This window comes from Citrobacter sp. Cb004, assembly GCF_030337065.1.
GTDB lineage: Bacteria > Pseudomonadota > Gammaproteobacteria > Enterobacterales > Enterobacteriaceae > Citrobacter > Citrobacter braakii.
In genome coordinates this window covers 25,404-50,952 of record NZ_JAOWCH010000043.1, presented here as the reverse complement: position 1 = coordinate 50,952, position 25,549 = coordinate 25,404, and the positions used below count along the sequence as shown (strand labels likewise).

31 protein-coding genes and 1 pseudogene are annotated in these 25,549 nt (G+C 50.1%); 28 read left to right on the top strand and 4 right to left on the bottom strand.

Annotated elements, in window-relative coordinates; genetic code table 11:
- The first annotated feature begins 69 nt into the window (after positions 1-69).
- From OGV65_RS04240 to OGV65_RS04205, 8 genes are all read left to right on the top strand, one after another.
- Positions 70-1,461: a hypothetical protein gene (locus tag OGV65_RS04240; protein WP_072643045.1), complete on the top strand. Its 1,392-nt coding sequence runs from the start codon at positions 70-72 to the stop codon at positions 1,459-1,461.
- A gap of 99 nt (positions 1,462-1,560) precedes the next feature.
- Positions 1,561-2,322 carry a phosphate starvation-inducible protein PhoH gene (gene phoH, locus OGV65_RS04235; protein WP_175538516.1) on the top strand — a complete coding sequence of 254 codons (762 nt, stop codon included), beginning with the start codon at positions 1,561-1,563 and terminating at the stop codon, positions 2,320-2,322.
- 10 nt (positions 2,323-2,332) lie between these two features.
- Entirely contained in the window at positions 2,333-2,536 is a 204-nt protein-coding gene (locus OGV65_RS04230; RefSeq protein WP_072643043.1) for a crAss001_48 related protein, read from the top strand.
- A gap of 15 nt (positions 2,537-2,551) precedes the next feature.
- Positions 2,552-2,917 (top strand): Gp49 family protein, encoded by a 366-nt coding sequence (locus tag OGV65_RS04225; RefSeq protein WP_286454640.1) that lies wholly within the window; start codon positions 2,552-2,554, stop codon positions 2,915-2,917.
- On the top strand, positions 2,917-3,162 hold the full coding sequence (locus tag OGV65_RS04220) for a GrxA family glutaredoxin (RefSeq protein WP_101700960.1): 246 nt from the start codon (positions 2,917-2,919) through the stop codon (positions 3,160-3,162). Before OGV65_RS04225 ends, OGV65_RS04220 begins: the two co-directional genes overlap by 1 nt.
- A gap of 96 nt (positions 3,163-3,258) precedes the next feature.
- Complete coding sequence (locus OGV65_RS04215; RefSeq protein WP_101700961.1) at positions 3,259-3,783, top strand: hypothetical protein; 525 nt, start codon at positions 3,259-3,261, stop codon at positions 3,781-3,783.
- A complete protein-coding gene (locus OGV65_RS04210; RefSeq protein WP_101700962.1) occupies positions 3,774-4,190 on the top strand; it encodes a type II toxin-antitoxin system YafO family toxin in 417 nt (138 codons plus the stop codon). Before OGV65_RS04215 ends, OGV65_RS04210 begins: the two co-directional genes overlap by 10 nt.
- 173 nt (positions 4,191-4,363) lie before the next feature.
- A complete protein-coding gene (locus OGV65_RS04205) occupies positions 4,364-5,470 on the top strand; it encodes a tyrosine-type recombinase/integrase (protein ID WP_181562220.1) in 1,107 nt (368 codons plus the stop codon).
- Here the strand turns inward: OGV65_RS04205 and OGV65_RS04200 are convergent.
- Positions 5,462-5,848, bottom strand: coding sequence for a transcriptional regulator (locus OGV65_RS04200; protein ID WP_000224608.1), 387 nt, complete (start codon positions 5,846-5,848; stop codon positions 5,462-5,464). The genes OGV65_RS04205 and OGV65_RS04200 overlap by 9 nt on opposite strands.
- Positions 5,849-6,112: 264 nt before the next feature.
- On the opposite strand from OGV65_RS04200, the gene OGV65_RS04195 reads away from it, so the two are divergent.
- From OGV65_RS04195 to OGV65_RS04165, 7 genes and pseudogenes are all read left to right on the top strand, one after another.
- Complete coding sequence (locus OGV65_RS04195; protein ID WP_004110118.1) at positions 6,113-6,325, top strand: hypothetical protein; 213 nt, start codon at positions 6,113-6,115, stop codon at positions 6,323-6,325.
- 109 nt (positions 6,326-6,434) lie between these two features.
- The gene (locus OGV65_RS04190) at positions 6,435-8,789 is read left to right on the top strand and encodes a cobaltochelatase CobT-related protein (RefSeq protein ID WP_286454639.1); all 2,355 of its coding nucleotides are present in this window, start codon (positions 6,435-6,437) and stop codon (positions 8,787-8,789) included.
- A 96-nt stretch (positions 8,790-8,885) separates the two neighbouring features.
- Entirely contained in the window at positions 8,886-10,121 is a 1,236-nt protein-coding gene (locus OGV65_RS04185) for an AAA family ATPase (protein ID WP_181562218.1), read from the top strand.
- A gap of 180 nt (positions 10,122-10,301) precedes the next feature.
- Positions 10,302-12,665 (top strand): DNA polymerase III subunit alpha, encoded by a 2,364-nt coding sequence (gene dnaE / locus OGV65_RS04180; RefSeq protein ID WP_353655064.1) that lies wholly within the window; start codon positions 10,302-10,304, stop codon positions 12,663-12,665.
- Between the two features lie 2 nt (positions 12,666-12,667).
- Positions 12,668-13,363: an NUMOD4 motif-containing HNH endonuclease gene (locus tag OGV65_RS04175; protein ID WP_168188460.1), complete on the top strand. Its 696-nt coding sequence runs from the start codon at positions 12,668-12,670 to the stop codon at positions 13,361-13,363.
- A gap of 51 nt (positions 13,364-13,414) precedes the next feature.
- A pseudogene (locus OGV65_RS04170) lies at positions 13,415-14,554 on the top strand (helix-hairpin-helix domain-containing protein); the annotation flags it as partial.
- Entirely contained in the window at positions 14,551-14,994 is a 444-nt protein-coding gene (locus tag OGV65_RS04165; RefSeq protein WP_286454638.1) for a DUF7740 domain-containing protein, read from the top strand. The pseudogene OGV65_RS04170 and the gene OGV65_RS04165, both read left to right, overlap by 4 nt.
- 30 nt (positions 14,995-15,024) lie before the next feature.
- Here the strand turns inward: OGV65_RS04165 and OGV65_RS04160 are convergent, their stop codons facing one another.
- Together OGV65_RS04160 and OGV65_RS04155 are read right to left on the bottom strand one after the other, a co-directional pair.
- The gene (locus tag OGV65_RS04160; protein WP_071684167.1) at positions 15,025-15,588 is read right to left on the bottom strand and encodes a helix-turn-helix transcriptional regulator; all 564 of its coding nucleotides are present in this window, start codon (positions 15,586-15,588) and stop codon (positions 15,025-15,027) included.
- A 79-nt stretch (positions 15,589-15,667) separates the two neighbouring features.
- Positions 15,668-15,892 (bottom strand): hypothetical protein, encoded by a 225-nt coding sequence (locus tag OGV65_RS04155; protein WP_006812563.1) that lies wholly within the window; start codon positions 15,890-15,892, stop codon positions 15,668-15,670.
- A gap of 254 nt (positions 15,893-16,146) precedes the next feature.
- Here OGV65_RS04155 and OGV65_RS04150 point away from each other — a divergent pair, with 254 nt between their 5' ends.
- The 13 genes from OGV65_RS04150 (at position 16,147) to OGV65_RS04090 (ending at position 23,238) form a co-directional block, all read left to right on the top strand.
- Positions 16,147-16,578, top strand: coding sequence for a hypothetical protein (locus OGV65_RS04150; protein WP_000102109.1), 432 nt, complete (start codon positions 16,147-16,149; stop codon positions 16,576-16,578).
- 119 nt (positions 16,579-16,697) lie between these two features.
- Positions 16,698-17,726: a T4-gp32 family ssDNA-binding protein gene (locus OGV65_RS04145; RefSeq protein WP_071684166.1), complete on the top strand. Its 1,029-nt coding sequence runs from the start codon at positions 16,698-16,700 to the stop codon at positions 17,724-17,726.
- Positions 17,727-17,786: 60 nt separating this feature from the next.
- The gene (locus OGV65_RS04140) at positions 17,787-18,731 is read left to right on the top strand and encodes a 5'-3' exonuclease family protein (RefSeq protein WP_181562214.1); all 945 of its coding nucleotides are present in this window, start codon (positions 17,787-17,789) and stop codon (positions 18,729-18,731) included.
- Positions 18,731-18,997, top strand: a complete 267-nt coding sequence (locus OGV65_RS04135) for a hypothetical protein (protein ID WP_101700969.1) — start codon at positions 18,731-18,733, stop codon at positions 18,995-18,997. The genes OGV65_RS04140 and OGV65_RS04135 overlap by 1 nt, the downstream gene beginning before the upstream one ends.
- A gap of 2 nt (positions 18,998-18,999) precedes the next feature.
- On the top strand, positions 19,000-20,076 hold the full coding sequence (locus OGV65_RS04130) for a recombinase RecA (RefSeq protein ID WP_286454637.1): 1,077 nt from the start codon (positions 19,000-19,002) through the stop codon (positions 20,074-20,076).
- Between the two features lie 91 nt (positions 20,077-20,167).
- Positions 20,168-20,368 (top strand): hypothetical protein, encoded by a 201-nt coding sequence (locus tag OGV65_RS04125; RefSeq protein ID WP_000589750.1) that lies wholly within the window; start codon positions 20,168-20,170, stop codon positions 20,366-20,368.
- 3 nt (positions 20,369-20,371) lie between these two features.
- The gene (locus tag OGV65_RS04120; RefSeq protein ID WP_004110049.1) at positions 20,372-21,202 is read left to right on the top strand and encodes an SPFH domain-containing protein; all 831 of its coding nucleotides are present in this window, start codon (positions 20,372-20,374) and stop codon (positions 21,200-21,202) included.
- A gap of 162 nt (positions 21,203-21,364) precedes the next feature.
- Positions 21,365-21,736, top strand: a complete 372-nt coding sequence (locus OGV65_RS04115) for a DUF2591 domain-containing protein (protein WP_060453946.1) — start codon at positions 21,365-21,367, stop codon at positions 21,734-21,736.
- Complete coding sequence (locus OGV65_RS04110; protein ID WP_032655922.1) at positions 21,720-22,130, top strand: DUF7238 family protein; 411 nt, start codon at positions 21,720-21,722, stop codon at positions 22,128-22,130. The genes OGV65_RS04115 and OGV65_RS04110 overlap by 17 nt, the downstream gene beginning before the upstream one ends.
- A gap of 68 nt (positions 22,131-22,198) precedes the next feature.
- A complete protein-coding gene (locus OGV65_RS04105) occupies positions 22,199-22,474 on the top strand; it encodes a hypothetical protein (protein WP_004110038.1) in 276 nt (91 codons plus the stop codon).
- 40 nt (positions 22,475-22,514) lie between these two features.
- Complete coding sequence (locus tag OGV65_RS04100; RefSeq protein ID WP_004110036.1) at positions 22,515-22,694, top strand: hypothetical protein; 180 nt, start codon at positions 22,515-22,517, stop codon at positions 22,692-22,694.
- Complete coding sequence (locus tag OGV65_RS04095) at positions 22,691-23,026, top strand: hypothetical protein (protein WP_023180917.1); 336 nt, start codon at positions 22,691-22,693, stop codon at positions 23,024-23,026. The genes OGV65_RS04100 and OGV65_RS04095 overlap by 4 nt, the downstream gene beginning before the upstream one ends.
- Complete coding sequence (locus OGV65_RS04090) at positions 23,026-23,238, top strand: hypothetical protein (RefSeq protein WP_006812558.1); 213 nt, start codon at positions 23,026-23,028, stop codon at positions 23,236-23,238. The genes OGV65_RS04095 and OGV65_RS04090 overlap by 1 nt, the downstream gene beginning before the upstream one ends.
- Before the next feature lie 568 nt (positions 23,239-23,806).
- On the opposite strand, the gene repA is transcribed toward OGV65_RS04090, so the two are convergent.
- Positions 23,807-24,871, bottom strand: a complete 1,065-nt coding sequence (gene repA, locus OGV65_RS04085) for a replication protein RepA (RefSeq protein ID WP_115387008.1) — start codon at positions 24,869-24,871, stop codon at positions 23,807-23,809.
- Positions 24,872-25,549 lie beyond the last annotated feature (678 nt).

The following is a 25,549-nucleotide window of genomic DNA, read 5'->3' as shown; positions in this document are numbered from 1 at the left end:
ATTATAATTGTGTAAAAATAAGTCTGGTAGTTTGTACTTTAAGAAAAATAGATAAGAGGCAGTTTAGTTATGATAAATTATACTGACGAATCAACTTTTATTGAAAAATACAAACCGTTTAGAGAGTTTTGGACAATTTTGTCACCTCATTTTGTATCTCAACTGCATTCACTTGCCAAAATGATAAGGGGGGAAGATCCAATTCAAGAACAACCTTCCAATGATGAAAGTTTTCTTGCAGAGTATGAAACCTGTCTCAAAAATTGGAAAGACGCACAGAAACTTATATCTTTTGAGATTATTTTTCGGTTGCGAGATATAAAAAGATTGGAAGTTGAAAAAAAAGATCATCATCGAAACAAGGATAAAGAAAAGAAAGAAAAGTGTATTGATGAAATAAATTTAAAAAAATTTGAAATTCTTATTCTTCGCCGTTGTATTGACTCACTAATTTGGAGCATACTTGATGAGGATCACTCTAGTTTGCGGCGTTTACCTATTAATACAGGCAATGACAATCTATCAGAAGATAACATAATTGATTCTATGGTCGCAGCCGATCTTATCAATCAGGACAAACACGCCGTAGCGATTGTCTCTGACATGAGTACATTTGTTCATGTGGGGGATTTAGTCACCTTTAATCCACTGGATGGCTTCCAGCTCGTGGAAGTTAAAACAGGTAAAAAGAATAATGAGCTTTATGAAGCTGCCGAATTTTCTGTTATCTCAGAGTGTCCGCACTTTGAAGAAAACTTCATTAACAATATGCCTGAAAATGATGTTAAGCAATTTAATCGCATAAAAAGGCAAATCGTCCGTGGCATGAATGTGCTGGAGGCGATTAATACTGGCGAGGGCTTTGACAACCTTCATCAGTCTAAAGTTAAAATCGATGAGATAGATCATCCATCTGAGTTTTATACCCACCGCTTAGTTAAAATGTGGGAGATTATTCGCGGAGGAAAGAATTGGGCTATTGATACTATTGATGAATGTTTGTTCTTAGGTATGTACCGTGATTCTAAAATGGGCTTTGTTGCCTTCAATGGATGGATGGATAGTCTCGGTATAAAAAGCCCTGTTGTGAATATAAACGATTCATTTTTTGACCCTTTGTCTCGGCCATTTATGAGTTTGCATCTGCCAACTGAAATGCTCTCCGATCTCATGTCGGGACAAATAATCATCGTCATGTGTTTTGACAATGAACTTTTTTTTCACCGTGCTAACAAAACGTACCCAGGTTTATTTCTCCTTAGCAATACGGCAAGAACAAAGCAACCATTAGAAAATATTCTTCATGTTGGTTCGCAAGGGATCGCTTCTTACGTAGATGGGCATACCAGTTTTTTAGGTAATGGTATTGAATCCCGAATCCTTTTCGATCAGCAACGACCCGACAACATTATTGAGTGGAGCTATGCTAGAAGCGATCTCAAAAAGCAACATGAAGCATAAGCCGTTGGATGGGATGTCCAGAATCACAAATAATAGGTAATGACTTACCTATTATTTACAGGTATAGTTCTTTCAGTGACTCACTTGAAAGGACTCAATATGGGAAACAAACGTAAACAGGCGCGTCGCGCAGCTCGTCAGGCACTGAAGTCAAAACCACGCATCCACGGCTACGAAATTGACACAATCATCGTTGACGAGCTGGCTGCGCCACCAAAACCTAAACGCGACAACTCTCCCATCGAAGCGCGTAACGAGGCCCAGGCCCACTATCTTATCTCTCTCGATACCAAACCGCTGACGTTCGCCACTGGCGAAGCCGGTTGCGGCAAAACCTACCTGGCTGCTGCCATCGCAGCGCAGCGTCTTCTGGATAAGGAAGTCGGGAAGATCATCGTGACACGTCCGGTATTGCAAGCAGAAGAAGATCTGGGCTTCCTCCCGGGCGACATGAGCGAGAAGTTTGCCCCGTTCTTTCGGCCCGTCTATGACGTGCTACAGAAGCGATTGGGTGGATCATTCCTTGAATATTGCTTAAAGCCAGAGGTGGCCAAAGTAGAGATTGCCCCCTTCGCTTACATGCGTGGGCGCACGTTCGAGAACGCTGTAGTCATTCTCGATGAGGCGCAAAACGTTACAGCGTCACAAATGAAAATGTTCCTGACCCGTATGGGCGAGAACGTAACCGTCATTGTGAATGGAGACGTGACGCAATGCGACCTGCCTGGCAATGTGAAGTCCGGTCTGGAAGATGCGCTGGAGCGTTTTAAACCTTCTGCCCATGTTGGCCTTATTGAGTTTGCGACCGAAGACTGTGTTCGTTCTGAACTATGCAAAGTCGCACTGGAAGCCTATCAGTAAGGGAAAGCCAATGACCAAAGAGTACCTGCCACACCAGAAACGTGTCATGGATGAACGCGAAGAACTGTGTGGCCGCATCAAAGAACTGGAGGCGTACATTGCCGGCGACGAATTTGCTCGCCTGCTGTATGTCGACCGCATCATCCTCATTAAGCAGCTGGACACAATGAAGGCGTATGACCTGATTCTTCGTGCCCGGATCGCTCGTTTTTAACGTAAGGAAACCAAAATGACCGATATGGATATCGAAAAAGAGATTGTGGCCAAAGGCAAAACGGCCGCGCGTGTTACCCCGGAACGCATTGAAGCCGTTATCTCAGGCGAGTTTTACTTTACCGGCGCGGATGGATATCGCAGCTCCCCGTTATGGTTGCAACAGGAAGAACCTGAACCGGCCCCGCAATCACTCGAACTGCTGACCTTCTGCGTTCTTGTGCTGGAGAACGGCTACACCGTAACCGGCGAGTCTGCGTGCGCCAGCCCGGAGAACTTTGATCCGGAGATCGGACGTAAAATTGCACGCCAGAACGCGATTGCCAAAATCTGGCCCCTGGAAGGCTATCTTCTCAAGCAGCAGTTGCACGAGGTGAAGTGATGAAGGTCGTTATCTACGGACGCGATAATTGCTCATACTGCAAACGTGCGGTCGAGCTGGCGAAGCAGCTGTACGTCCACGGCTTTGGCGATTACGAATACATCGATATTGTGTCTGCCGGGATCAACAAAGAGAAGTTGAGCGACCTGGTTGGCAAGCCGGTGGAGACCATACCGCAAGTGTTCGTAAATGGCGAACCTATCGGGGGTTATACGGAATTTGCTGCTTTTGCGAGCACCCTGTAATACAATACGGCTCCTTTTGGGGCCGTTTCTGTTTGTCGCAGTTTCAGGGAACGCGTACACTTAGTTACGAGCCAGCAAAAAGCAGGCAGATAAATCATGAAAGACTCAATCACCAAAATCGCAATGGTTGTGGCACTGGCACTAAGCAGCCTGTCACAAGGATCTTATGCCAAAGATCACACCGATGAACGCAGCGCTATTACTTCAGGTGCGAGCGCACCATCTCTCGCAGAACTGCGCGAAAGTGTGGGCAAAATCCAGGAAATCACCGCTGATGGCCGTGAAATTTACGCCAGGCTGGATGCGCTGGCAGAACATGATTTTGAGCAGGCAAAGTTTGCCGCAGAAGGCTTGCGTGCTGATGTAATAGGCTCCCTGGCAATGGCCGAGTTCTTATTCCAGGCATTACCAGAGATGTCTATCATCCGGTCTTACGACAAAAACTCCACTGAATACAAGCTATGCAGGGCTGTCGCTGAGATGCGTCACGGGGCTAAAAATCTCGATAATCTGGTTAATCAGATCCTGACAGTTAGCCCTCTTCGCGAATCAGAAATTAGCCATGCGGCTCTTGCTGTTCTGGCCGCCAGTGGCACAGAGGCTTCGACCAAATGGCTCTGATTGTCGAGATAAACCCCGATACACGCGCCGAATTTTTAGACCCCACTTTCAATAAGTTCCCTGGATTGGAACAGCAGCTCATAGACGAATTTATTTACTGCAAGGAGCACAACGCCACAACGGATATCTTCGGCAATGACGCCGTCTTCACTTTTCCACCTTATGCCGTAGACGCTCAACTCGCTCGCATCCACATCAAGCTACCCGACGAACAGCCCTGGCCACCTCGCACTCCAGATCGGCAGAAGAAGAGTAATACTTATTTAGTTTATGCACAGTATTTGTGGCATCCGGATAGGTACTCCATACTCGCGCTTGTTACCCCTGCACACGATCTCATGAGCGCCGCCAACACACAGTTAATCTCCCACTTTTCGGCCTGCGCTGAAGATTTTCACAAGCGCTAAAATCATCTTGCTTGTTTCTCAGATTTAAAGAAATCGCCCTCTAATGATTCCATACCTATTAAGTATGGAATCATTGTACAAAACAGGCTATTTTATGGTTGATCATACAAAAACTTATGCCTAATATACTGTTTATACATACAGTAAAAAGGGCTTCACTCAGTGAGTGGACGATGAAAAACACCTTTGATAAAGCACGCGCAGCAGAAAACACCTCTCGGGAAGCCATCGAGTACCTCGAACGCGCTTCCGGTTTGTCGGCAGTGTCGACCGCCAAATTCGACGGAGACATGTCGTTTTCTTCCGCCTTCATGTTATTCACTCGCTTATCTTTACTGATAACGAGACGTCGACCTGAAATAGCCGTTCATTGTGTTTTGATACATGTAATGCCGCATATCTCTGATGTAAAGGTAAGTGATATAAGTAGGGTCATGGTCAACCAGCTGGTGAACCCGCTGATACTGGAAGGCAAGATCGTCCAGGGCAGACGTGTGTTCTCCCTGATGAAACAGTTCCTGAGCTGGTGCGCCTTTCAGGGGCTGATTGATACATCACCGTTGAATGATATGTCGCTCAACAGAGTTGCCGGTGGCGCAAAGCCAGTACCGCGCGAACGTAAGCTGACCGACGCCGAGGTCTGGGTATTCTGGAACGTCTGGGATTACTTCAATGTGTGCGAAGGCACAAAGTGGGCGGCCAGGCTCTGTCTTGTTGCTGCCAGACGACCCGATGAAGTGCTCCGGGCCAGAAAGGATGAGTTCAACCTTCAACGTGATGTATGGAATCAAGGTACGCGAAACAAATCAGCCAGACAGCACGCGCTGCCGTTAAGCCCATTGATGCGTCAATGCGTGGAAGAGTTGTTCGAGTACGGGAAAGGCAGCCAGTGGCTCGTTCCTTCGAATAAGAAGAAGGGCGTGGATACGCCAATGTCTAAGGTGGCCATCGCCCAGGCACTGAGAAGGATACTAGAACGACCTGAGTTGATGGAGGTTGAGTCATTTACTCCACGCGACCTGAGACGTACAGCGCGTAGTTATTTCCCCGCGCTGGGGATCAATCAGGAAGTTGCTCGTAAGATTATGAACCACAGCCTTGAAGGGATAGATCGCGTCTATGATCGCCACGATTATATGGATGAGATGCGAGACGCCTTGAACAATTTCTCAGCGTACATCGCATCTATCGTTAATCAAACAGACTTAGACGAGATAGACCACAAATTCAAGGGAGATCGTCTAGCCACCGAGCTTATTCGTGTAAATTTCTCACAGTGACTTGATGGCCTCGACCACCTTTTCTGATGCGCCCTGCTGACCGTTAAAACGGTTACGGAACGCTTCTAGAACAAGTTTTTCATCAGCGGAGAGAGGCGCAGTTCCCTCTTCGCGAAAAAATTCGAGTAACTCAGGGTGGCGTTCTTCCAGAACCATCAGCATCAGTCGAACCGGGTCTGCATCCAGCGCTTTAGCTAAAGCTCGAACTTTATCTACCGGCAGAGGGATTTTGCCACTTTTAATGAGGGAGAGGTTGTTGGCGTTCTTGTACCCAACCTCTTTGGCAATGGTGGCCTGACTTTTAGGCGAGATTGTGATTAACGAGTCAATGTAAGCTGCGTAGCGACCTTGTTTGATCTCTGTTTCGTTGGTAGCCATGTAGTGAACCTTGCGTGTTTTGTTTATCTCTGGTAAGTGCTTACTGATATTACAGCAAAGGCCAGGGTTGTAAAGACTTATCTATTTAATTTCGATAGGTACTAAGTCCCTGGAACACCGCTATTATACTATGTTTTTTAGGCAATTTGTCACTATTAGCTTACAGACAAAAGTAAGACGTATCTGATATAGATGCATTCCATATTGATACAATAGGTAGTAGTATTGCCAAACTTTCAAATGTGTTCAGTTGGATGATATGAAATGAAAAATATAACTTCTAAATTGACCGCCCTTGAGGTTGGACACGCGTATGCGATTGGACTGGATGGCGTGGCGACGATCCTGACGGAATTGGAATCCGAAGAGCTTCCCGTGGAGATGGTTGATACGACGGTTTTCACTTTTGAGCTAAAAAATAAACATTTCACTCTCATCAATACTGGTTGCGGCTCTCTTGCCGTGAGAACCATTTAAAACACATTCCTGCCGATAGAAGCCTGTACGAACAGCTTAGTCGCCTGTTCGTACAGTGATAAATTACGCACATCAGAAAACAAATTGTTTTAATAACAAGGAAAATCTCATGCCCAAAGCCATGACCAGATCTGTGCTGAAAGAGGTACAGGACTTCCGCGACTGCGTAAAACGAGTTGTAGCGATGCTTTCAGGTAAACAGATACCTGTTGCAGAGCGAGGCAATGAAGCATATGTCCGCTACAACCGGCGCGGCGAACCAGTGCTGGTAAATATCCCATCTATACCTGACGACGCATCGCCAACCCTCATGAACGCAGTGCGTGGTTTTCTCGACCATGAGGTAGCCCATATCCTCTTTACTGATCCGAAAGTCGCAATGAAGATGCGCGAGAAAGGAAAGGCTCAGTCTACCGGGCTTTGGAACGCGCTGGAAGACGTTTTTATTGAACGCAGAATGGGACAGGTATTCAACGGAACTCGTCGCAATTTGCTGGCCACACAGAACCTGGTGATCGACAAATACTTCAAGGGCAAAGTGTCTGAGGCGGTTTCAATCTGCCACGGCAACCAGCGTGAATTGTTCCTGAAATTCTTCCTTTGCCCGGTCGTCCGCGCCTGGGATGGCCAAAGCCCTTTCATCGACTTTATGGAAGTACACTGGCACCTCATCGATAAGCCTGTAGCCTTGCTCAAAGAGCATGGGATCGACGTGGCCGTTCGCAATATGTCGAACACAGAAGACTGTGTGAAGGTCGCAGCTGCTATCGCCCAAATCATGCAGGATATGAAAGACAAGCCAGAGGGCAAATTACCAGAGCTGAAATCGTCTGCTAGGAAGCCGTCGAAGAGTGAGGACGAGTCAGAGGAAACCCCAGAAGCCGGTGATGAACCGACTCATAGTGAATCAGCACCAAAGCGTACCAAAGGCGAAGACGACGACAAGGAAGAACAAGAAGATGATGCCTCAGAAGAGGAAGAGTCTGGGGATTCTGATTTGCCTGAATCAGTAGATATGGACTTACCTACAGAAGATAAAGAAATTAGTGATAGTAAATATACAGAAGCAGGCGAAGAGGAATCAGGAGACACCCCAGAATCCGATGATGCCGGCATGGAATCAGGTGATTCTGATGACGAAGGTAGTAGTGATGACACTGGCTCTCCAACGCTTGGTGATGGCATTCGCGAAGACGCCGATGACTCCGATGGTTATGGCTCTGGCGACGATGGCGATGGTGATGACGGCGAAGACTCTGATGCTGGTCACGGGGAGTCCGAAGGAGAAGGAGAAGAGGAAGATGACGCAGCCGATCACACAGACGGCGAAGGCAAAGAAAATGAAGATGCCGCGGAAGCGCCTGAAGACAGTGAGTCAGGTTTTGTTCCCGCTCCGGATGAAATGACTCTGGAGGAAGCACTCAAGGCGCTCGACGAGATGGAAGACGGAACAGGCGAAATGACCGAAGACGCGCTGTCGGCCACCATCAGCAAAGAGCTTATGAGTACCTCACTTTCTGAGTATCGCCCATACGATCGTTCATACGACTTTATCGGGTTGATTGATGAGGCTGAAGAGCATGTAAAGCGCACCAGAAAGACGTTCGGCGCAATCCCAATGCACTCACCGGTCGATCGCTACCGCATGGTTCCGGAAGGCAGAAAGCTCTTTGAACTGAAAATCGAAAAACATCTGTCAGCAGGCGTTTCTTCGACTCTGGCCAAAGACCTGGAGCGAGCTATCGCCAGCCGCAACCGAGTTCAGTTTATCCCAGGCCAGAGACGTGGGCGGATACATGGCGCGAACCTGTATCGTCTGGCAATGAACGACGACCGCGTATTCCGCAAGAAAGAAGACCACAGAGCCGTGAACGCGTGCGTCCAGCAGGTGATCGACTTGTCCGGCTCAATGGGCGGCAGGAAGATTCAACTGGCACTCGCCAGCGCCTACACCATTGCGGATGCTCTGGATCGTATCAATGTGCCTAACATCATCACCGGCTTTACCACGTTTGGTAGTCCGGATTATGAAACCATGTCGAAGCGCGGGTTTACTCGTTTCGAGGCGCTAATGCTGCCCATTATCAAAAACTGGAATGAGAAAGCTAACTCTCCAGAGATCCGCGCCCGCATGGGCTGCGTGTGTGAGACGTTCCCCCTGCTCAATAACGTCGATGGTGAGAGCGTCGCGCAGCTGGCGACTCTGTTTGCAGGGCGAATGGAGGACAAGAAGATCATGCTGGTTATGAGCGACGGGGCGCCATGTGCTGCAGGCGATGGGTTCCATCAGCATTTGCGAACCGTCACCAAAGAAATTGAGACGTTGAGTGACATCGATTTGATGGCTATCGGCGTTCTGACTGACGCACCACGGCGTTACTACAAAAATTACGCACTGGTAAACAGCGTAGAAGAGTTAGGGCCGTCAGTCGTCACTGAGCTATCTCGTATCATTCTTGGGTAATTGTTTTACCCGTAAAAATAAGTAATCACTTACCATACAGCCTAATATATTTATATAAGATATACCCCACGAACGACAAACAGTAAGGAAAAACACATGACCGCTACTGCACTACAGCAAGAAGAACATTTGCCGGAAGCCATCGTCTGCAAGTGGTGTGGCAAATCCTTTCATTACCTGAAATCCCATATCTCTATGGGCCGCTGCGAGAACATTCCTGAGTCCGCGAAAGGTATAGACGTGGACGAGGTGGTGAAAATGTACACCACTGCGTTTCCGGATGAACCAACGATCTCTCGCACGGCACTGGCCAAACTCAATGAGAAGCGTGCCGAAAAGCATTCAGGTGAAGGAAAAGTGGCGGACATTAGCGCACATCCGGGCTACGCAGGAACGGTCGAATACAAGACCGAACTGGTGGCCGCGCACGAGCTGCTTGGCGTAACGATCAAAGAGCTGGGAACGCCACGCGGAAAACCACTACAGGTGACAGTCAACGTCAACACGCCATATCCGGAGTTCGTACCGGAAGCGAAGAAGAACTATGTGTATGGCGACTTCGACCTGATTAAAGACATCTTCATGATGCTGGAAATCGGAATCCCAGGCTATCTCTGGGGTCATGCAGGAACCGGTAAATCTTCTCTTCCTACGCAGCTATGCGCTCTGCTGAATCGACCACTGATCCGCGCCCAGCATACGGCGTCTATGGAAGAAGCACACGTTACAGGCCAGATCCTCGCTCGCGATGGCTCCACCTACTTCGAGCCGGGTTTGCTGGCGCTGGCGATGAAAAATGGCTGGGTGTACCTCGCTGATGAATATGACTTTGCGTTCCCGCAGATTCTGGGTGTGTACCAGCCAGTTCTTGAAGGAGAGCCGCTGATCATCAAAGAGGCAACTCCGGACTGGCGCCGTATCACTCCGCATAAACGCTTTGCCTTCATTGGCACTGGCAACACTAACGGCTCTGGCGACGAAACGGGTCTCTATCAAGGAACGAACATCCAGAACGCGGCGAACTTCTCGCGCTTCGGCATTGTTTCGAACGTGAAGTACATGAGCACTAAGGCTGAAGTCAACATGCTGGCTGAGGCTGGCGTCATCCGCGAATACGCCGAGAAGATGGTGAAATTCGCGAACCTTGTCCGTGAAGGTTATGAACAGCATCTGATCAGCCAGCCAATCGGCCCTCGCGAGCTGCTGCTGTCCGCAAAAATCGGAATGATGCGCGGTGATTTCTCTGCCGGCATCGAAAAGTCGTTTATCAATAAACTTCCATCCACGTCTGCACAGGCAGCGCGTGAAGTGGTTCAGAAGATCTTCGGTTAATCGTGCGTAAAGGATGTTTCGGCTCTCTTATCGCAGCGTCTGAAACTGGCCGGGCTTGTCTGGCGTGTCCGGATAGGCCCGAGTGCCACCAGTCAGCCAAAGAGGTTGCGATTTCGATGTATGGGAAGTTCGTTGGCTTCCCCAATGACAAAATCAAGAAAACCAGAAAGGTAAAAACACATGAAGGCTCTGATGGTCAGAACTGACTTCTCCCTGGGAGAGTCGGCTCTAAAAGCAGAAAACGCGGTGAAAATCGCGAGAGACGCTGGCTACACCGCTGTCATTTCCGCTGACAGCATGAACATTGCCAGTGTGATCCCCCTGCAACGTGCCGCTGGCGACGACATGGCGGTTATTTGTGGCGTTAAGCTGAATGTTGTCGACGATCCGACATACGAGCACCGCGCCCGCCTTGCGAAAGAGTCAGGGGGATGTATGGAATCATTGGTACGTAATCGCAGCTACTGCTTCACGGCACTGATAAAGAATGAGCAAGGTTATCGCGACGTGTGCGAACTGATGACCTTTGCGAACAAGCGCGAGCAATTCTATTTTGTCCCGCGTCTGGCACTCGACCAGCTGGCGGCCGCATATGCCAAAGGCAACATCATCCTGCTGACGTCCGACATTGGCAGTGTATTCCAGCGCCGGGACTTCGCAAAGATTATCGGGACGCTGGTGACAGCTGGAGGACGCGATAACTTCTACAGCGTGGTTTATCCGCACCCTACCCCATTCTACGACCAGATTAACGTCCGGGCGATGAAAGTGGCGAGCGCACTGAAAATAGAGCCAGTGGCGTTCTATCCCGCTTATTACGAAGCGGTCGACGACGCTGACATTAAAGACATTGCACACATGGTTACGAACAACATCAAAATAGACCAGCCGCATCGTCTGCGTATTCCCCACCAGCGAGATAACGCCGTTAATGGTCGCCGCCATCTCCTTGAAGCACTGAAAGCCTTCTCCGTTCGAATGGATGTGCCGGTAACAGCTGCAATGGCCTCAACAACGCAGGACACCATTATTGAAGCCTGCACATGGCGCTGGCATGAATTGCCACCAGCACTACCCAAGATGGCAGACGACGAGCCTGCAACGCTGATGAAGCTGGCTGTCGCGGGGCTGCGCAAGCGTCTTACTACCAAAGAGTTTGGCTACACACCACCGGCTTCTGACCACCGTGTGTATGTTGATCGCCTGAAGTACGAAATGGACACGCTGACCCGTCTGGGCTTCTGCGGCTACTTCCTGATGGTGCGCGACCTGATGAATCACAGCCGTGAAACTGGCATTCCTGTCGGGCCAGGTCGTGGTTCCTCTGCCGGTTCTCTGGTGGCGTGGTGCATAGGTATAACCAACGTCGATCCTATCCGTCACGGTCTTCTGTTTGAGCGTTTCATCAACCCTGAACGTCTCGACTTACCGGATGCGGATTTGGACTTCAGCCAGGCACGTCGTCATGAGGTGATCGAGTATCTGAATGAACGCTATGGCGAAGATTACGTTGCCGGTATTCCGAACTTCACCTATCTGGGCGCTGCTTCGGCGCTGCGTGACACTGCTCGTATTTACGGTGTCGACGCTGCGGATATGGCGGTATCCAAAGAGTTCAAGAATCTTGAAGACGATAGCCTGTCGCTGGAAGAGCTGCGCGAGCAACTGGCCAGCCTGGACAAATACGCCACGAAAAACCCGGAAGCGTTCAAAGCGGCGTGTAAGCTGCAAAGCCTGATGCGTGGTTTTGGTCGTCACGCTGCGGGGATGATCGTCGCTGGTGTTCCATTGGTAGAGCGCACGCCCGTCGAGCTGCGTGGCAATGCTCGCTGTATTGCGTTCGATAAACGTTACTGCGAGGCGATGGGGCTGATTAAGCTGGACGTTCTCGGTCTGGCAACGCTCGATCTGCTGGATAGCGCGAAACGCTACATCAAAGAGAGTACCGGGGAAGACATCAATCTCGATGCTATCCCACTGGACGATCGCAAGGTTCTGGATGGGTTCGCTGCAGGGTACACGCAGGGCGTATTCCAGCTGGAGTCCGGCCCCATGCGCAAGCTGCTTAAAGATCTGGGCGGTGGCATTGAGCCAATGAGCTTCAAAACCGTTGTCGCCACGACCGCACTCTTCCGACCTGGCCCGATCCAATCCGGCATGTTGGACGACTATGTCTCCGTGGCCAAAGGCTTCATGGCTCCACATTCAATTCATCCTCGTCTTGAGGAAACAACCAAAGAAACTAACGGCGTTTTACTCTATCAAGAGCAAATTATGAAAAGCTCTCGTGTGCTCGCTGGATTCTCTATGGCGGAGGCTGATGCTCTGCGTTCCGCCATCGGTAAGAAGAACATGGAAAAGATGAAAGCGATCGGCAGCGATTTTGTAGAACGAGCGCAAGCAGGCTGGGTGACACTGTCACTTGAAGACGGAAGCACAGTAGAAGTCCACAAAAAGGCAAAGCTGATGTGCTCTGACGGCAAACGCAGAACCTATGACGAAGCGATGAGTGACAACGCTGATATTGTTGATTTTGGAGTTTGACGGTGGAAGAAGTTTGGAAATCTATTCCTGAATTTGAAGGTTATTACGAAGCATCCAGTTTAGGGCGCATTCGCTCATTAGATGTTATACAAACATCCCCCAAAGGGGGCGAATGGGTGAAGAAGGGGCAAATCCTCAAACCTCGCGTAATCAATGATTTTGGACATCTGGGTGTGAAACTAAGCGTCAACGGCGTCAAATGCGACCGCACAGTTCATTATCTGGTAGCAACTGCATTCCACGGAGAACGACCAGAAGGCTTACTTATTCGTCATCTTGACGGAAAACCATCAAACAATGCGCCCTTCAATCTCGCGTATGGTACTCAAGTCGACAACATGGCTGACGCCATTGCACACGATACCGTTGAGTTTGGTGAGAGGCGCTACAACGCCAAGCTAACCAACGAAGTCGTCATTGCTATTCGCATTAAAAAGTCAGAGGGCGCTCTGAACAAAGATCTCGCGGCCGAATATGGTTTAACGGAGCTTTATATTCACCATATCGTCACCGGGAAGAAATGGGCACGTGTTGGTGGGCCGATCGTTGTCTCGAGAGCATCCAAAAAGCTGGATGCCGAAGCAAGAGCTGAGCTGGTCGCCTTGCGCAAGGCTGGCGCAACCTATGAAAAGTTGCGAGAAAAATTCGGCATCTCTAACACTCAAATCGCAAATATCTTAAAAAAAGCAAGCATTTGAAGATAACGACGGGAAAAACACATGAAAATTGCAAAAGTTATTTCCGAGCAGGAAGGTCTTAGCCCTGAGAAAGCCCAAGAAATATGGGACGCCTTTGAGAAGTTCGGTGGATATGCCTTCAACAAATCACACAGTGTTGCTTATTCTTTAATCAGCTATCAGTCTATGTGGTTAAAGACACATTACCCTGCTGAGTTCTTCGCTGCTGCGCTCACCATTCTGGGCGAGGATAAGCACCAGGGGCTGGTTAAGGATGCGCTGACCTATGGCATTCGCGTATTGCCACCAGATGTTAACGTGTCATCTAACCGAATTGAGATCCGCACGCTGGAAGACGGCAGCCAGGTACTGTATGCGCCATTCTCTGCTGTGAAAGGCTGCTCTGAGAATGGTTGCCAGGCCATCATGAGAGCGCGTGAGAAAGTTGGCGGCAAATTCGAGTCACTTGAGCAATTTGAGGAAGCGGTCGAGAAGCGTGCGTGTAACAGCCGGGTACGCGAGTCACTGCAAAAAGTTGGTGCGTTCGCATCGATTGAGCCTGGCAGTCTGCCAGCGACAGATCCGGAACGACTGCGCGACCAGGCAGAGTTGATGGGCAATCTGGTGATCGACGCTGTAAAAGCCTCTCGACCGTTCGAGATGAACCCTAAGCGCTCTGCCGAAGTGAATGTACTGATGACTCGCATGGCGGCCGAAATGGGTCTGGGAGACGACCTGATCCGCCCAAGCATTGGCATTAAGCCGAAAATCATGGTCATTCTGGACAACGCGAACGGCAATGATGGGCGTACCGGTTACTTCATGGAGAACGGCTACGACGACTTTAAGGCGAAGTTGCTTACTGCAGGCGATCTGCGCATGGGCGATCTCTACGTCACCGGCGTGTGCAAAAAGGTGAAGGACAAAGAGAAGGACTACACCAAAGACGAGATCGGCCAGTTCACCGACTTTATGCGTGAAGAGATCAATCTGGTGCGTCCGACCTATGTGCTGACGTGTGGCAGCCGGGCGACGTCACTCTTCAACAACAAGAGCAAACCATCCGACCTGGTTGGACGCAAAGAGTATCTGCCAGAGCTGGATGTGACCGTTTTCTACGGATTTAACCCGAACATTTTGTACTTTCGCCCAGAAGAAGGCGAAAAGCTGGAAGCAATTCTGGCAGAGGTAGCGGAGACTATTAGCAAATGATTAAAGAGAACACCATGAACGAGGCACAGAAGATTGCACAAGCGCTGGCGGCTATCCCAGCGGATTTTCAGGATAAAGCAGTTGCGGCCACCATGCGGTCGCAGTTCTGGGAAATCATCGACTGCCCGGTCACGTTAGATTTGGCGCTGGCGTTCGCCGGGCTGGATGGCGCCGATAGAATCAGTCGTCTGCGTAAATGTGCCAGAGCGCTGGCGCTTAAAACGCAAGATCCGAAGGCGTGCCAGCATCTGCTGGAGATCTACGAATCGGATAACCCAGAGGAACAGCTGGAGGCGTTCAAAGTGTTCCGCAATCGGCTGGTACTGAAGGTGGCCAAAGAGTTTATGGAAGTGAACAAGATTGGCGATGTGAGACAGTACAGGCTGAAACGCCAGACCAGAGTCACGCTATCCAACATTTTTGGTAAGAAAGTCGCATAAAGCAAAACCCGCCGATTGGCGGGTTTTGCTTTATGCGCATTCGGCGTGATGACGTCGACGTGCGATAAGTGCTACCGCGATCGACTCAACTTCTTGAAAATCTTTTGAAGCGCTTGCACGTAAGGCAAGGTTCCATTTACTCAGCACACGAGCGTTATTTACCAAGTTGCTGTCTTCTTTTAATCGACCGTTCTTTAGTAGCCATTCGGCTACATCAGCCCAATCCCAGAGTGGAGATTGGCCTTTAATGCGTTGGACTGGGCAAGGGAAGTCGCCGCTACCGCGGGTGCCATCTTTCAGCATCGCAATCGCCTGGCGAGACATTTCTGTTATTTCTGCAATGTCGCTCAAGCCTACAAGGGCAGAGTCGACAGATTCAACAATAGCGCCGATTCCGGCTGATTCGATATTGTCGACCGCTGATGCAATAGCTGCATCCAGCGATTCAGCTTCGCGGTCGAACTCAACATAGACGGAGTTTCCATATGCGCAAATCAGCGCATCGTCACAGCCGCTTTCGTACAGCGCGTCTTCCAGTCCTTCGGTCTCATACGTTACGCCTGAGAGTGTCAGAGTGAAGTTATAAAGCGCCATAGTACCTCTTCGTTTAGTATTCAGAGTATTCTCTTATATTCGGTAAGGAGCGGTTGTCGCCACTCCTTACCGGGCAAAATCACTTGCAGTGTTTTACGGTGCTTATGATTCGCTTGGCATGGTTTTCAGCACTTTTCGGCGTCGACCATACACTCATTTGGTGATCTCGGTGTTCACCTTCTGGATTGCCACAACGCAACCTGCAAAAGCAGTGAGCAGAATCGCCCGGTGCAACCCAAACCCAGCCTTGGTCTAAAGCATATTCAATGGCCGCTTGAATGTGCTTGTTCGAATGTTTCTTCATTCGCCTCCGACAATATTATACTATTACCAGCGTTGACATCTGTCAACGGCGAATGAAATTCATCCGTCCATGTCCCCGCCCTGTTGTCGCACGCTGTCTACGGCCAGCTTTTAACGGCGCATAGAGTACCAGAACCACCTGATTTTTCACTGGCTTGCCTATCTCATAACCTCCATTTCATCGTGTCATAATCTCCACCGCCTGCTGCCACTATGATAAAATTGATATATATAAATAAGCAGGCAATTAACACCATGAGCACCGATATCTACGAAAAAATCATGTCCGATCTGGAGTTCGACCGCGACAATCTTGAGGAAGTCTGGCGTCAGCAACCGCGCCTGTTGATGGAGTACGGCTCTAAGCTGGCGCGGGCAGAACGCGAAGTCGCAGATGCAAAACTCTCCCTCGATGCGATTGAGGCGAAAATCTACGACAATGAGCGTAAGAACCTGAGTATGAACGGCATTAAGTTCAATGAATCCGTACTGGAGGCGAAGGTAAGAACCAACCCGCAATACCTCGCAAAGCGCCAGAAACTCGACGATGCCCGGCACATTGCGGATCTGTACAAGCACGCTGTAGCCGCCTTCTCTCACCGCCGCGACATGATTGTCCAGGCGTCCAAAATGGCTATCGTGGAGATTGAACGTTTGGGCGCCGAACGTTTCCACTCTCCCCGTTAATTTATGCTAGATCGTAAGTAAGCACTGATCTATCATTCTTCTCGTTCGAAAGAGCCACGAATAAACGAACGCCCAACGCGCATAGCGCCAATGGCCACAATCACAACAAGGAGAAATACATGTCTAAGTCATTACTTGATCTGCTTAACAAGACCCGTGGCGATATTGCTTCTAAACGTGGCAATAACGTTGATTTAACCCGTCTGAAAGACGGCAATAACTATCTGCGCATTTTTCCGAACAAGGACGACCCGAATGGCGTGTTCTTCCAGACTTTCGGTATGCACTACGTTAAGCATCAGAATGAGGAAGGCAAAGATGTAACCACCGCCTACATCTGCGAACAGCACACCCACGGCCACGCTTGCCAGCTGTGTGAGATGGTTATGGAAGGTCGTGCTCGCTTTAAGGGCAACAAAGCGATGGAAGAGCGCATTAACAGTATGCGTGCTACACCGCGTTATCTGGTCAACGGTGTTCTGTCTGCGCGTGAAGACTTTGCAGACGCAGAGAAATGCCAGCTGATTGAGCTGCCGTCTACGGTCTTCGACGATATCTGCAAAGTGATGTCAGAAGATATTGCGGATGATATCGGCAACCCACTGAGCAAAGAAGAAGGCTATGCGTTCCTGATTAAGCGTACCGGTTCCGGTCGTGACACCAAGTACGACGTATCCCCGAAACGTAAAGTCTACAAAGGCGACATTCCTGAGAAGCTCTGGACTACCCAACACGATCTGATCGCATACGCGAACCAGGCTGACGAAACCCGTCTGCTGTCTACGGCTCGCACTATGGGTCGTCTGATTGGTATCGCGGCTCCGGCAGCAACAATGTCCTCTCCGGCCATTTCTTCCGCTGCAAAATCAGCTGCTGCTGAACTGCCAGGCTTTGGCTCTATCACTGGTCATACGGAAGGTGCAGCTGCTGTCGCTACAGCACACACTCCGGCTCCAGAGTCCACCAGCCTGGTTGATGAAGAGATCCTGCGTGCCGCTGAAGCTGAGTTCAAGCCGGAAACTAAACCGGAAGAAGTTAAAGCTCCGGAAGCCGCCGCAGCTGCAAGTGCTTCAGCATCTGCTGCCACTGCATCTGCACCAGCTGACGAAGGTCTCGACGACCTGCTGGCTGAACTGGACGCTCTGTAATCCCATAACGTGACCAGTAAGGCGTCTACGGACGCCTTACTTTTTGGAAGGAGTGTACCGGTGAATTATCTCTTTGTGGACGGTAACAGCCTGGGCTATTACCACCAGCAATCCGACAAATTACACAACGGCGAGATGGAAGTTCAGGCTGCTTTTGGCTTCGTGAAGAACGTTCGTCGTTACGCCTCAATTCTCCATGCCCGCCCAATGATCTTGTGGGATGGATTCAGCGACAAACGTCGCGACTTCTACCCGGAGTACAAAGCGAATCGCGATGACGACCCGGATATGAAGAAGATGAAAGAAGGCTTTGCCATCCAGAAGCCGTACATCTTGAAAATGATGACCGCGCTGGGCGTTAACCAACTCATTGCAAAGGACGCAGAAGCGGACGACCTGGCTGGAATGCTGGTCTCTCGCCTGGCTCCACAGCCGACCGTCGATCACATCTACCTGCTGACTGGCGATGGCGACTGGCTCCAGCTGGTTCGCGAGAATGTGAGCTGGGTAAGCCTGCGTGAAGATGCCAAGCACAAGCAGGTGAACTTCGAACAGTTCGCAGAGCTGACAGGTCTGCCAACACCACGCGCGTTTCTGGAAGCGAAAGCGTTGCAGGGCGATAACTCGGACAACATCAAAGGCGTCGGTGGCATTGGTGATGGTGGCGCGAAAGAGCTGCTTCATGAATGGGGAAGCGTGGCCGCAATGGTACGCGGCATTAACGACGGCTCCATTGTCATCAATAAGGGTCGCTATAAGACGGCATTCAACAAGCTGGCAAAGAACGCCTTCAACGAGAAGACGGGCTGCCGGATGCTCGAAGCCTTTAAGCGCAACATGATGCTGATGAACCTTATCGACACAAAATTCCCACCCAGCGATATCGAGTCGATTAAAGGCGCACGCGACATGAATGCCTTCGAACAGATGTGTTACGAGCTGAATTTCCGGTCGTTTCTGGAAGATCTGGAAGTGTTTGTTCTGCCATTTGAGAGGTACTGCTGATGCTGAAATCCATCATTAATGGCGGGGCAACTACGCCAACCATGCTGGCTAAAGAGATTGTCTTCTGCCACGGCGAGCACGCTGTAGTGGCGCTGCCGAACATTCTGGGCGCCGCTGGCATTTCTGCAACTGAGCGTGAGTTCGCGCTGGTCAGCGAGCAGGTTGTGAAGATCATCGCTCGCGTCGCCAAACACCTGAACCACGACGCAATCAAGTTTGACGAAGCCGCTGCTTCGAAGCGAATCAACGAAACAAAAGGAGCCTAATCATGGCAAAAGGCAAATCCGCACTGGCACTGGCGCTGAAAAAGAAAATCGGCAGCAATGACGAGATCCAGAAGGTCTCCCACTGGATTGACTCCGGTTTCCCTCCACTGAACAAAGCCATTTCCGGACGTTACGACGGTGGTTTTCCGTGTGGGCGTATCGTTGAAGTCTTCGGGCCACCAAGCGCTGGTAAAACCTTTTTGGCGACGGCTGCGATGGTATCAGCACAGAAACAGGATGGTCTGGCCGTGTTCCTTGACCACGAAAACAGTTTCGACGTTGGTCTGGCGGTGGCGAACGGACTGAACGCAGACGAAGACGACGGTCAGTGGGTCTACAAACAACCGGATACCTTCGAAGACTCCGTCGAGCTGATCGGCACAATCCTCAAGCTGGTGCGCGACGAAGAGCTTATCCCGGAAACAGCCCCTATCTGCATCGTTGCCGACTCTCTGGCGTCGATGGTTCCGAACTCGAAAGCTGAGAAGTTCGACAAGATGGCAGAAGGCACTGCGAAGGACAAAGATCAGCTGAACATGAACGACAACACAGCGCTGGCGCGCGCGACGAGCGCGAACTTCCCTACTCTGGCGCTTTGGGCGCGTAAGTACAACGCGTGCATCATCTTCTTGAACCAGGTGCGTACCAAAATTGGCGTGATGTTTGGCGATCCGACTACGTCTCCGGGTGGCGACTCTCCGAAGTTCTACGCGTCGGTGCGCATCCGTCTTGGCGCATCCGTTATGAAGGATGGCAAAGAGAAGATCGGACAGGACGTTGGCGCCGAGTGCATTAAAAACAAAGTCGCGCCTCCGTTTGGCAAATGCTCATGGAAATTCTACTTCGACCCGACTCGCGGGCTGGACGTCATCGAATCGCTGGTTGAGTACATGCTGGAGGAAGGATACCTGCCAAAGAACACCAGCGGGCGTGTGGAAATTGGCGATAAGAGATACACCAAATCGCAGATCGTCGAGATGTACCGCGAGAAGCCACTCCCGGAAATCATCGCAGCACTCCAGGCGATAGACGAACGGCGAGCGAAAGAGTCGTCCCCAGCAGAGACAGAAGAAGCGTAATCACAAGGCGTCCGTTGGACGCCCTTTTTATACTTGAAAATATATAAGTACTTACTTATCATTTCTGCACCAAAACGACAAAAGGAAACACATGATCAAGGGTTATCTCATGGCTGTTTCAGCGGTGATATCAGTCTGCTTTATCTACGGTTTACTGGTTCCATCGCTTATCTCAGCTAAAAGCGATCTGGCCTTATTTATCGGACTTGCCATCGCTGTAGTCTTCCCGGTTGCCTTGTTAAAAGCTGGCCGCAGGTATATCAACTCACTCAATAAAACTAAGGAGAAGTAAGTAATGAAGAAAGGTTTACTGGCGGTGGCTTTGGCTGCTATTTGCACAATGGGTCTGACCGGCTGCGATCGCGTGGAACCGGGATACGTTGGCATTAAGGTAAACAAATTGGGTGAAGACAAAGGTATCGGTGAAGTTGTCGGCGTTGGCCGTCAGTGGACTGGTCTGAATACCGAGCTGTACACCTTCCCCACTTTCAAACAGATGAAAACCTACGATGAGCCGTTCACATTCCAGATGAGCGACGGTACAGCCATCGGCCACAAAATTGGTGTGGCATATCTGGTTAATCGCGACAAAGTAACTACCGTATTCCAGACCTATCGCAAAGGTGTTGATGACATTACCGACACTGATCTGCGCCAGAAGATTGCGGACTCACTGAACCGTCTGGCCAGCCGCATGACTACCGACACGTTCATCGACGGTGGCAAGGCGTCTCTGCTCGACAATGCGCTGAAAGACATTCAGGCAGAAATGTCACCGGTAGGTATTGAGGTTATTAGCCTGTCATGGGTGGGCAAACCAGACTACCCGGACACTGTCATCGAATCTATCAATGCCAAAGTGACCGCGAACCAGAAAACGCTCCAGCGCCAGCAGGAAGTTGAACAGCGCAAGGCAGAAGCGAACATGCTGCGTGAACAAGCCGAAGGTGAAGCCGACGCTATCCGCAAGCGTGCTCAAGCAGAAGCTGATGCCATCAAGTTGCGCGGTGAAGCATTACGTCAGAATCCGAACGTCATGGAGCTGGAAGCCATCAACAAATGGAATGGCCAGTTGCCTCAGTACATGACTGAAGGGGCCAATACTCCGTTTATCGCGTTGAAGTAACAGCCTTTTCAAAGATACGGCGTCCACTTGGACGCCTTTTTTATTTCCGTATTATCACCAACAAGAAAACAAATTGGTTACTAATACGGAATTACCATCCGTAGAAGTACAAAGTGACAACGCCACATAGTTGTTCGGCAACGGATGAGAAGGAGATCGGGAATGAAAAATTACAGCGAGATGACGGACTTTGAGATTAACTGCCTGGTCGCGGAAGCCACCGGCCATCGACCGCTCATCTCACAATATGGCTGGAAAGGCTCACAGGAAGGCGATTACACAGCAGTGGTCGCCATCGGCCCGAACGGAGCCGGAACCTTCGACTGGTGTAACGATCCGGAAGATGCGTGGGACATTATTTACCGACACAGAATCGGCGTAATCCCTGCCAGACAGCCTGGCGAGTGGAGAGCGGCCCACAGAACGGTGGATAGCTCAACGCCACAACATCTGATCCAGAACCCTAACCCTTTCAGAGCGGCAATGACCGTGTTCCTTTTAATGCAGGAGAAAAAGCGTGAAGAAACTGTATGACGCGGCCAACGCTGCGCTGGATGTAGTGGATACCGAAATTGCCCAGGGCTTCCCGGAGCCAGAATGGGCGACGCAGCTGCGTGAGGCGATTGCAGAGATGAACGCACCGGAACCTTCAGAAGATGAAGCCGACTGGCAGCGTTTCATCAGAATGTACGCGGAAGAGATTGGCCCGACGCCCACCGCTGAACAGGCCATGCTGCTCAAGTACTTCAAGGAGGCTGGAGAGAATCTGCCGGTTGATGATACACCGCACTGGTTTCACGCCGCCTGGCGTAAGTTCGACGTGATCTACACCCGCGGTCTGGGAAGCAAAGATATGGTCGTCTGGCATCTGATGCACATTGATAAGGCTGTCGACCGCACGCTGGAGAAGTTCTTTCCACCAGCCTGAACACAATGATTGTGCGCCGCATGGCGCACATTAATATAAATAAGTACTTACCAACAAGGAGAAAACACATGAAGATTTTGGTTCGCATTTCAGCCAGCACCGACTATGACGTTTACCCGTTGTTCATGGTCAAGTGTGATGGGCTGAACGATGAAGAAATTCAAGCGGCAATTGAGCGCAATCTCGTTGAGTACACAGGCATGGATGCGGATTCTGTGTATGTCGATGATGACGGTGTTTGTTGGCACAACGGTAGTTGCTGGTACGTCGACGACACGATGCCGGTAAGCGATGAAGACGCGGCTCATCTTGAGCGTATCTTAGGCATCAGCACTTTTGAGTGATATTTACAGCAAAAAATATATAAGTTAGTATCTACCTATCATGAAAACTGTATTAGACACTTTATTACTTATTGTCTCGATAGCTTTTGTGCTCGATTGCATCTTCACCGGAGCAATCCGTAAAGCGCTGGCGCCTGTTAATGGTGCGATGGTAAATGCGCTGGCCGTAGTGCTGGTATTCGACTCAGCATTCGGCGTTATCAAAGGAGTCGTGGCATGAAGAAAATAGCCCTGGCTCTGGCGCTGCTCTCCCTCCCTGTCTACGCGGACACGCACGTCTATGAGTGTGAGATGTCAGTGGCCGAAGTGAAGAACGACGTGATCCGCAATGTCATCAAAGCCAGCTACGGCGCGATGGTTGTGGACAGCGGCGAACAGTTTTATGTTGTGCGCGATGATCGCGTCCTGTCTTCCCCCTATCTCACCAAACGTAACGGCAAACTGTCTGGCGTGGGTGAAGACAAGTTCGTTTACAACAAATCAGGTGATGTCTACGGCGTTCACGCGAAGAACGCCAGCTACCTTTTCGATGACTGCAAGGAGGTTGGTTGATGGCGGTTACACTGGCAGGTCTGGAAATCGAAAAAACAAGCGGCTACTGGCGTGCCAAAGGGTTTAAGCAACCCGGCGTGCTGGAGCGACTGGAACGTGAGGACGGTGTCATTGTCCACCAGCGTCGCGAATGGCGCATGTACGATCCGGAAACAGGTAAGCTCACGACGAAGGCCGGGACACTCTGGGGTCTGCTGAAGAAAATCCACTGATAACCCTAACCACTGCGGTGAGTAGCCAGCTCACCGCGTGCGTATCCGGCCCATAACCACTGTAGTGAGTAAAACGCCTGCCGTGACATCCGGTATCCACTGTAGTGAGTAAAGTGGCGATTATCGACGTCGCTATCCACTTTAGGGAGTAAACAGGCGTTCATCCGCAGCAAACAACCACTATAGAGAGTGATGGAATGCGTTCTCCAGCGGGTATCCACTATGGAGAGTAAACCTTCACTGTTTTCAGCGGATATCTACTCACTACAGTGGTTAGTAAATACGGCCAACCGATTCTGCTCTCCACAGTGGATAGCCAATAACGACGGGAACAACGATAACCACTATAGAGAGTGGATTTAACAAGATACCCAGTGACCACTAACCTCGCAGCCCTTGTTTCATCTAGGTTTGTAACCACTAACATTTATTTCGTTATTTGAGCGCTACTGCCTACAGTGGTTACTCTTCGGTTGTTGTTACTCACTACAGTGGATAGCGGATTTCAGATAATCAAAAGGCTCACTACAGTGGATAGTGAGCCTTTCTACTCTCTACAGTGGTTGGGCTATTTGCGAGCTTTTGCCTTGCGTAGCTCTTCGAGAATCGCCAGTTCTTCCTTGCTCAACATGACCATCTCACCGTCTTTTTCTTCAGGAACAACATCGATGATGTCCTCCTGATCATCACCAAGCAAGCTATCTTCCTGCTCTTCTGGTTCTTCCGGCGCAGCTTTAACTGGTGGCAATGCCGGGCGTAACTTCGGCCGCCTATAGTGGATGATGAAGTAGACCGAGCTGCCGCGCTTCACTTCGGTGTAATCGAGATAGCCGATCTCCCGAAGTTGCTCCATCGCCTTCCTGACTGTCGCGTTCTGGGTAATGGTGCGGCTGGTTAAGTTAAGTCTGGCGCGTAAGCGAGCCAACGAGATTGGTGCCGGGTCAGGTGGCAAACTTTCGATGAAGGTGTAGAGCGCCTGCGCGGATTCTTTTCTGGAGAGTTCGTTAATTGCCCGGAGTTGCAGAAGAACCTTTTTGTCGAACTGGTAGAGTTCGAAAATCTTAGGATCAGCCTGCAGCGAGACCGTGTCGTTCTTTGTGCTGTACTTTGCTGTCTGCACAAGGTGCGTCACGTAATACTCATCAGAGCCTTTACTGCGGAATGAGATAGTGTTTGTGGCAATACGAGTTAGAGAACTGTCCAGGCGCTTGCGTAACTTCGCGGACGATCTGGCCGTTGGTATGCCACAGAGCCTGACGAACTCGACGAACGGTAACGTGACGGTGTCGCCAACAACCTTGTGCTTGGCGAACGCGTGGATGATGCCTACCCACGTTTTGAAGTCGTTATCCATATCCAGACGAACGCCGGAGATCCTTATGTCCTCGTACCCTTCGGCTTTGGCCAGAGACAGCTGTTTGAGTTCAGCAGAGGCGTCCATAGAGACCATTTGCCCCTTTCTGCCCCTGGCGGTCGATTTCAGCGTCGGAACGAAGAGACCAAGACGCATCAGAGCAACAGGCTGAACTGTGTTGTTGGTGTTAGGAACTAACGTAACAACTTCACCGGTCTTTTTGTCTGTTTCTGAGAATGCTTCAACGATCGCTATGTTTTTATTGCCGTTTTCGCTCATTCCAAGTGTCTCTTTTTATTCGACCGCTTTGGTGGCCTTTACTGATTACAGTGGATAGTAGCACTCATCGCAGCGGTTATCCTACCGCCTATAGTGGTTTTTCTACTCTCTACAGTGGTTGGTTTACTCTTCATAGTGGCTGATCTTCTCTCTATAGTGGATATCGATCACCTCTAAGACCATGTGGCACAACGGTTTGCGGGGTGCGGGGATCTTTTTGGGTCTTTGTGGGTCTCTTTGGTTCTCTTTGGGATCTGAATTACTGGATCGGGCCTGTGTATAAAAATCAGGTAATTGCAAAACCAGCCATCACTCCCCTTCTGGGGATAATGTGTGGTCGAAACAAACACGCCTGAACGCAAAACTTCCAACATCTCTATGAATATCAGCCACCTGACGTAGAAAAACAGGCACTGAGTTAGCCAGTTAAGACAATGTCTCCTACTCACTACAGTGGATACCGACCACTCTCCAGAGAGGTTGTTTTGCTCTTCATAGCGGTTATTATGCTCTCTACAGAGGTTACTTTCCTCCCCATAGTGGATAGTAACCCCCTCTCAGGCCAGTAACCGCAACGGCTGGAGACGATCGGGGATCTCTTTTGATCTTCTGTAGGATCTCTCTGGGGATCTAATTATTGGATCGGTCCTGTGAATAATGGGTATAAGTAAAACAGGC